Source organism: Pseudofrankia coriaricola (assembly GCF_032027725.1).
GTDB lineage: Bacteria > Actinomycetota > Actinomycetes > Frankiales > Frankiaceae > Pseudofrankia.
Genome location: NZ_JASNFO010000080.1, coordinates 37,975 through 44,400, shown reverse-complemented (window position 1 = coordinate 44,400; position 6,426 = coordinate 37,975). Strand labels below are relative to the sequence as shown.

The window sequence follows — 6,426 nt, the reverse complement described above, 5'->3', positions numbered from 1 at the left end:
TTTGTGCCGCCCACCCCGGGGCGGGGGCGGGGGGGGGGTTCCGGGCCCCCGCCCCGGCCCCGGCGTCGGCTCCGGCCCACCGCCGGTCAGGCTGCCGTGCGTCGCCACGCGAGTGGCTGTGCGGCGGTCGGCTGACGGGCCGGAGTAGCTCGCCGCCTGCCGCTCGATGACCGGGTGGGAGGCGGGTCCGGCCCGGGCGCAGTCAGCCTGGCCGTTTGAGCATGATTCGCGACCGAACGTGCAGAGACGGACACGTTCGGGAAGCGGTACACCTCAGAGTATGAGCGAAACCTCCGGTGCCGGCACAGGCGACGCCGCGCACGAGCCCACCTCCGACCACGAGCCCGCCTCCGCCCACGAGCCCGCCTCCGCCCACGACGCCACTGTGCGGCGGTCCTTCGGCCAGCAGACCCGGCTGTTCAGCGGCGAGACCGCGGTCTTCGCCGCTCCTCAGGCGGCACCGCCGCCGCCGTGGCTCGGCCCGTTACACTCCGACATGATCGTTCTCGACCTGGCCTGCGGGGCGGGCCATCTCGCCGAACAGGTCGCCCCACATGTGCGGCAGGTCGTCGGCATCGACCTGACCGGCCCGCTGCTGCGCCTCGCCGCCGAGCGGCTGGCCGTGGCGGGCATCACGAACGTGCTCCTGCAGGAGGGCAACGCCAGCGCGCTCCCGTTCCTGGACGGCTCCTTCGACCTGGTTCTGTCCCGGGCGGCGCTGCACCACTTCCCGCGGCCCGGCGCGCCGGTCGCCGAGATGGTCCGGGTGTGCCGGCCGGGCGGGGCTGTGGCGATCTCCGACATGATCGCGCCCAGCGCCGAGCTGCGCGAGCCGTTCGACGCGCTCCACCGCAAGATGGACCCGTCGCACGCCAGCGCACTGCTCTACCCGGAGCTGGCGGAACTGCTGCGGTCGGAGCTCGGCGAGCTGGAGCACGACGAGGTCGTGGGCCCCGGGAGCCTTCCCCTCGAACGGATCCTCACCGACGTGGCCGACCGGGACGCCGTCTACGCCGACCTGCGCGCCGAGCTCGCCGGCGGCTCGCCCACCGGTTTCGGCCCGACCCTCACGGACGGCCAGATCCAGGTCTCCTTCACGACCGCGACGTTCAGGGCGACCAAGGCGGCGGCGTAGCGGGCGGCCCAGCGGGTCCCGGTGGGCTCAGTCATGTACATGACACTCGACCACTCCGACATTGATGGATTATCGCTGTCGTGGAAGATGATCGGACCTCGGTGCCGGACGAGTTGTTCGAGACGCTCAGCCGCGCGGACGCGTGGCCGCAGTGGGAGGAGCAGGCTCCCGAGGTTCGGTCGATGTACATCCGCTGGGTAGCCAAGCCGAGAAGAGCCAGCGAGCGACGCTCGCGAGCTGACGTGACGGCCTACCACGCATTCCATGGAACACTCGACAAGGCGATCCAGCGGCCGCGCGTGTGGAAGGCCCTGCTCGAGTTCGTCGGGGATGCGGTTTCCTGACCGGTGCCCTCGTCCGGCACCACGAATGCCGCGGTCCGGCGGGCGGGCGCTCGTCGCGGTCAATGAGTGCGGTCGACGCGGGTCGCCCAGCAGCCACGGCTCGCGTTGTGCACGTGGACGTGGTCGCACGCCTCTTGGGCGAAGAAGCGATCGAGTGTCGCGGCGAGGTCGGTGCCCGCGATCACGGCTGCGTCGGTCATCATCGCGTCTCCGTCGAAGGCGCGGACAGACAGTTGCCGGCCGGTGAGCTGCGTCGGGAGGGCGTGCGGGTCCTGCGGGGGATCGCAGGGGGCGCGGTGCAGAAAGATGGGGCTCGCCGAGCGGTACGGGCTGTCGGCCGTGAACGGGTCGTGCGACACGAGGACCACCTCCTCGCCGACGGCCGCGTCCCGCAGGCACTGCCGGCACGGGTAGCCCGGATAGGCGTCGACGGTGTACACCGGCGCGTCCGGGTTGGTGGCACGCAGCCGGTCGGCCTCGCCAGGATCGATCGGCTGGAGGCGGTAGGCGGTGGTGATCGTGGTCATGCCTCGATGATTCGGTCGACGGCCCGGCGTGTCTGGCGGGTTTTCGCCATCTCGCTTCCGAGCGGGTCACGTCACGGTTCCGGTGCCTGCCAGCCACGGCTACACCGGGGTTACGAGAGTGCGTCCGAACTTGTGGCAGTTCGGTTGGCCGGGTCACAGGGCGTCTTGGCGGTGCGCCGCCCCCACTCGCCAGGATGGGGTCCATGTGGTTGGCGTCGCCGTTGCCGGTGGGGGAGAGGCTGTGGGCCGAGCTGGGCTCGCCTCGGCGGGCCCGCCGGCTGGGTAGCAGCCCGCGATCGCGGGTGTGGCGGGTGGAACTGTCCGGCACACCCGTAGTGGTCAAGCAGCTCATCGACGCGCCGGAGGCCACCGAGAGATACGCCCGCGAGGTGGCCGCGCTGAAGCTCGCGGCCCGCGCTGACCCGCCCGTGGCGCCGATGCTGCTCGGTACCGATCCGGACGAGCGAGTCCTGGTCCTGGAATATCTGGAACATCGGCGCCCGCGCGAGGACTGGGTGGTCGACTACGCCGAAGCGTTGGCCCGGCTGCACGCTTCGACAGGAGCCGAGGACACGGGCGCCCTGCCGGCCTGGTCCGGCCCGACCCATGACGACGTCGACTCCTTCCTCCGACTTGCCGAGGCGCTCGGCGTCACCGTGCCCGCCGGAGTTCGCACCGAGCTGGACGACGTCGTGAACCGTCTGGCCCGCTCGCCGGGCAGTGCCCTGCTGCACGGCGACCCCTGCCCGGGCAATGACATGCACACCAGCGGCGGTGTCAGGTTCATCGATTTCGAACAGGCGGCGCTGGGCGACGGGCTGATCGAGCTCGCCTACCTGCGCATCGGGTTCCCGACCTGCTGGTGCGTCACCGCCCCGCCGCGGCCATCGCTAGAAGCGGCGGAGGCCGCCTACCGCGCGGCATGGCGCCAGGAGACCGGTCTCGATCTCTCCGGCGATCTCGTCGACGCGTGTGCCGGCTGGCTGCTACGAGGCGATGCGCTGGTCGAGCGGGCCCGGCGTGGGACCGCTGACCACCTGGCCAGGATCCCAGGCCGTGACTGGCGTTGGGGCACGGCGACGGCCCGCCAGCGGCTCACCCATCGCCTCGGAGTCCTCAGCCAGTTGGCCGCTCACGGTGGCGAGCTGGAAGGACTGGGACAGCTCGCCGCGACCATGCGCGACACCATCCTCACTCGCTGGCCCGCGCTGCGACCGCTGCCCACGCGACGACCATGACGTGGCTGCCGGCTCGGCGGCGAGATAACGGGCGGAGGGGAGCGCCGGAGCGATCCGTCGTCTCCCGTACCCACGACCGTCAGTCCTCGCCGGAGAACCGCTCCCAGGCCGCCTGCTTGGACACGCCGAGCGCCGCTCCGATCCGGGTCCAGCTGATTCCCCGGCCGCGTAGGACGTCCACGTAGTCATGGACGGCGGCATCGGCGTGGGCCACAACCGCCTGAACCTTGGCCAGGCCGGCCAGCAGGTCGTCGTCCGGCCGCTCGTCCCACGCGCCGAACGCGGGCGCGGGTTCGTCGGCGATGATCGTGTTGCACAGGTCCACACACTCGTTGCAGATGTAGACACCTGGGCCGGCCACCAGCTTGGTCACCACGGCCTTGTCCTTGCCGCAGAACGAGCAGCACAACTTCTCCAGCCGGCCCTCGCCTGGCACCGGGGTCCGTGTAGTCGCCATGGCGTCAGGCTAATCTTGACGGCCAGCATCGTCAAGGTTGCCCTGACGGACCCGAACCGCCGCCGCGTCGCCCGACAACCGCTTCGCGGAGGATGTTCCGCAAACGAGATCATGACTTGGACAATGGCCCTGGCAGCCGGCCTCGGCGGCAGCGTCATGGCCGACATGAGGCCGTCGCGGGCCGCGATCACGCTGCTGAACTACCACCTCGACCAGCTCATCCGCCCCGGGCCGCCCGCGTCCTGAGATCCGGAACCGAAGCCGAGCTCTCCATCGCCGGCGTCAGGAGTCGGTTTCAGGAGCCGACTGTGAGGAGGGTCTTGCCGACGGTGGCGCGGGCGGCGATGGCCGCGTGCGCGGCCGCGGCCTCCTCCAGGGGGAAACGCTGGCCGATCAGCGGGCGCAGCCGGCCGGCCGCGGCCGCGGCGAGCGCCGACCGGAGGTGGCGGTGGTTGTCCCGCGGGCCCGGCCGGTCGCGGACGACCGTGATGCCCCGCGCCGCGGCCGCCTCGTCGGGGACGCTTGCCCAGGAGCCGCTGGTCAACCCGTAGGAGATCATCCGGCCGCCGGGGACGAGCAGGTCGACGGCCGCGCGGCCGACCTCGCCGCCGACGCCGTCGAGGAGGACGTCGACGCCGCCGGTCTCGGCCCGGACCTGGTCCGGCCAGGCGGGGTCGAGGTAGTCGACACCGACCTGGGCGCCCAGCTCGCGGGCGAGCGCCACCTTGCGGGCGCCGCCCGCCGCGGCGACGACGGTCGCGCCGGCGGCGCGGGCGAGCTGGACGAGCATCGAGCCGACCCCACCGGCGGCGCCGTCGACGAGCACGCGGTCGCCGGGCGTGACCGCCGTCGCCGCGACCAGCCAGGTCGCGGTGCGCCCGTCGGCGAGCACGGCGGTCGCCGCCTCGACGCCGAGACCGCCCGGCACCTCGGCCAGGTTGTCGACGGCGACGGCGGCGCGCTCGGCATAGCCGCCGAAGCCGCCCGTGCTGGCCACCACCCGCAGGCCCTTGAGGGCGGGGTCGACGTCCGGGCCGAGCGCGGTCACGACGCCGCCGACACCGTTGCCCGGGATCATCGGCGGGCTGACCGGGAGCGGGCCGGGGGCGTTGCCGGACCGGATGAGCGTGTCGAGGAAGGTCACATTCACCGCCTCGACCTCGATGACGACCTGTCTGGGCCCGGCGACGGGCTCGGGCGCCGTCCCGGTGACCAGGACCTCCGGACCGCCGAACCTGGTCAGGTACACCACCCGCATGCCGTGCTCCTCCGCTCTCGCCCGCCGTACGCCCTAGCCAGTTCACAACCTGCAGTGGGCATGAGGTCAATCCCACCCCAGTCGAATTGTCGGTGGTGTCCGTGACAATCCGCGTCGGGGGCAGGGTGGTCACGGCTCGGAGGTGCGGCGATGGCGTTCGATGTGGAGCTCGCGGAGCGGGTCAGGGACGTGCTCGGGCCGCGGCCGGGGCTATCCGAGAAGCGGATGTTCAGCGGGCTGGCGTTCCTGCTCGACGGGAAAATGATCTGCGCGGTGATGAGCCGAGGGCTGATGCTGCGGGTGGGTCCGGACGCCTACCCGGCCGCGCTGATCCAGGACGGGGTCGGGCCGTTCGAGATGCGCGGCCGGGCGATGACTGGCTGGGTGCTCGTCGACCCGGAGGCCCTCGCCGACACCGACGCGCTCATCGAGTGGGTCGACCTGGGCGTCCGGTTCACCGCCACCCTGCCCGCGGGCGGCAGCAGCAAAGCGAGATAGCCCCAGGGGTGCCGCGTGGGATCGCCGCTGTGCGGCGGCGGGTGACCATGCGGCGCGTAGGCGTGCCTCCGCGGAGGCCCGTTCACGAGCGAGCGAGGTGTCAGCTATGCGTGTGCCACGGCTTCGGGTTGGTGCGTTGCGCGGCAGGTGACCGCGCTGGCGCGCAGGCGTGCCTCCGCGGAGGCCCGGCCCACGAGCGAAGCGAAGTGGGTTGGACCGCAGCGGAGGTCGCCGGAGCGCACGTGAGCGGAGGAGGACGGCGCGCGGAGGTCCCTTCCGCCGCGAAGCAAGGAAGGGGCCGGAGCGCGCCGCCCGGACGGAGCGAACCAGAGACACGGTCAGCCGACGCGGTCCGCGGGGCCGGACTTCACCGCCTCGACGAGGTGGCTGATCTGGGACTCGCTGAGCTTGCCGCAGCTGGCCAGGTCGGCCTCGCTGATCATCCCGACCAGGCGGTGGTCCTCGATGACCGGCATCCGCTGGATGCGGTGCTCGCTCATGCGCTGCAGGACCTCGTCCACGTCGGCGCCCGCGTCGACGTAGAACGGCTTGCCCTGGGCGAGCTGGCTCGCGGGTGTCGTCGCCGGGTCGGAGCCGGCCGCGACACAGCGCACCACGATGTCGCGGTCGGTGATGATCCCCTGCAGCCGGTCGTCCTCGCCGCAGATCGGCAGCGCGCCGACACCCAGGTCGCGCATCTTGCGGGCGGCGTCCTGGAGCGTCTGGCTCGCGCCGATGCAGGTGGCGTCGGGATGCATGATCTCGCGTGCGGTCGTCGTCATCACGGTCCTCTCGTTGACGCGTGGTCACCGCGGACGCGAGCACCGTTCCCAGCCGCGTCCTCGCACGGGGCCACTCGGATGGCCGGCCGGCCGGCGCGGGCACGGTCGCCGTTGGCCGCGCCCCGGGGCCGCCCTTGTGTCGGTCGACAGCGCCGGTCGGCCGCCGGCTGCCCGTCGCCGAGACGCC

The 6,426-nt window shown here is 72.4% G+C and carries 9 protein-coding genes; 5 read left to right on the top strand and 4 right to left on the bottom strand.

Annotation, left to right across the window (positions count from 1 at the left end):
* The first annotated feature begins 280 nt into the window (after positions 1-280).
* Both QOZ89_RS34825 and QOZ89_RS34820 read left to right on the top strand, forming a co-directional pair.
* Positions 281-1,135, top strand: a complete 855-nt coding sequence (locus QOZ89_RS34825; protein WP_312628026.1) for a class I SAM-dependent methyltransferase — start codon at positions 281-283, stop codon at positions 1,133-1,135.
* 80 nt (positions 1,136-1,215) lie between these two features.
* The gene (locus tag QOZ89_RS34820; RefSeq protein ID WP_312628024.1) at positions 1,216-1,479 is read left to right on the top strand and encodes a YdeI/OmpD-associated family protein; all 264 of its coding nucleotides are present in this window, start codon (positions 1,216-1,218) and stop codon (positions 1,477-1,479) included.
* Between the two features lie 59 nt (positions 1,480-1,538).
* Here the strand turns inward: QOZ89_RS34820 and QOZ89_RS34815 are convergent, their stop codons facing one another.
* Positions 1,539-2,006, bottom strand: a complete 468-nt coding sequence (locus QOZ89_RS34815; RefSeq protein WP_312628022.1) for a DUF1203 domain-containing protein — start codon at positions 2,004-2,006, stop codon at positions 1,539-1,541.
* A 203-nt stretch (positions 2,007-2,209) separates the two neighbouring features.
* Between QOZ89_RS34815 and QOZ89_RS34810 the strand changes: the two genes are divergently transcribed.
* Positions 2,210-3,244 carry a phosphotransferase gene (locus QOZ89_RS34810; RefSeq protein ID WP_071050395.1) on the top strand — a complete coding sequence of 345 codons (1,035 nt, stop codon included), beginning with the start codon at positions 2,210-2,212 and terminating at the stop codon, positions 3,242-3,244.
* Between the two features lie 79 nt (positions 3,245-3,323).
* Here the strand turns inward: QOZ89_RS34810 and QOZ89_RS47775 are convergent, their stop codons facing one another.
* On the bottom strand, positions 3,324-3,701 hold the full coding sequence (locus QOZ89_RS47775) for a ClpX C4-type zinc finger protein (protein ID WP_071050396.1): 378 nt from the start codon (positions 3,699-3,701) through the stop codon (positions 3,324-3,326).
* Positions 3,702-3,812: 111 nt separating this feature from the next.
* Here QOZ89_RS47775 and QOZ89_RS34800 point away from each other — a divergent pair, with 111 nt between their 5' ends.
* The gene (locus QOZ89_RS34800; RefSeq protein ID WP_274536568.1) at positions 3,813-3,947 is read left to right on the top strand and encodes a hypothetical protein; all 135 of its coding nucleotides are present in this window, start codon (positions 3,813-3,815) and stop codon (positions 3,945-3,947) included.
* Positions 3,948-3,996: 49 nt separating this feature from the next.
* Here the strand turns inward: QOZ89_RS34800 and QOZ89_RS34795 are convergent, their stop codons facing one another.
* On the bottom strand, positions 3,997-4,959 hold the full coding sequence (locus QOZ89_RS34795; RefSeq protein ID WP_312628020.1) for a zinc-binding dehydrogenase: 963 nt from the start codon (positions 4,957-4,959) through the stop codon (positions 3,997-3,999).
* Positions 4,960-5,109: 150 nt separating this feature from the next.
* Here QOZ89_RS34795 and QOZ89_RS34790 point away from each other — a divergent pair, with 150 nt between their 5' ends.
* Entirely contained in the window at positions 5,110-5,457 is a 348-nt protein-coding gene (locus QOZ89_RS34790) for a TfoX/Sxy family protein (RefSeq protein WP_071050405.1), read from the top strand.
* A gap of 338 nt (positions 5,458-5,795) precedes the next feature.
* Here QOZ89_RS34790 and QOZ89_RS34785 read toward each other — a convergent pair whose 3' ends face one another.
* A complete protein-coding gene (locus QOZ89_RS34785) occupies positions 5,796-6,239 on the bottom strand; it encodes a CBS domain-containing protein (RefSeq protein WP_071050406.1) in 444 nt (147 codons plus the stop codon).
* Between the last annotated feature and the right edge of the window lie 187 nt (positions 6,240-6,426).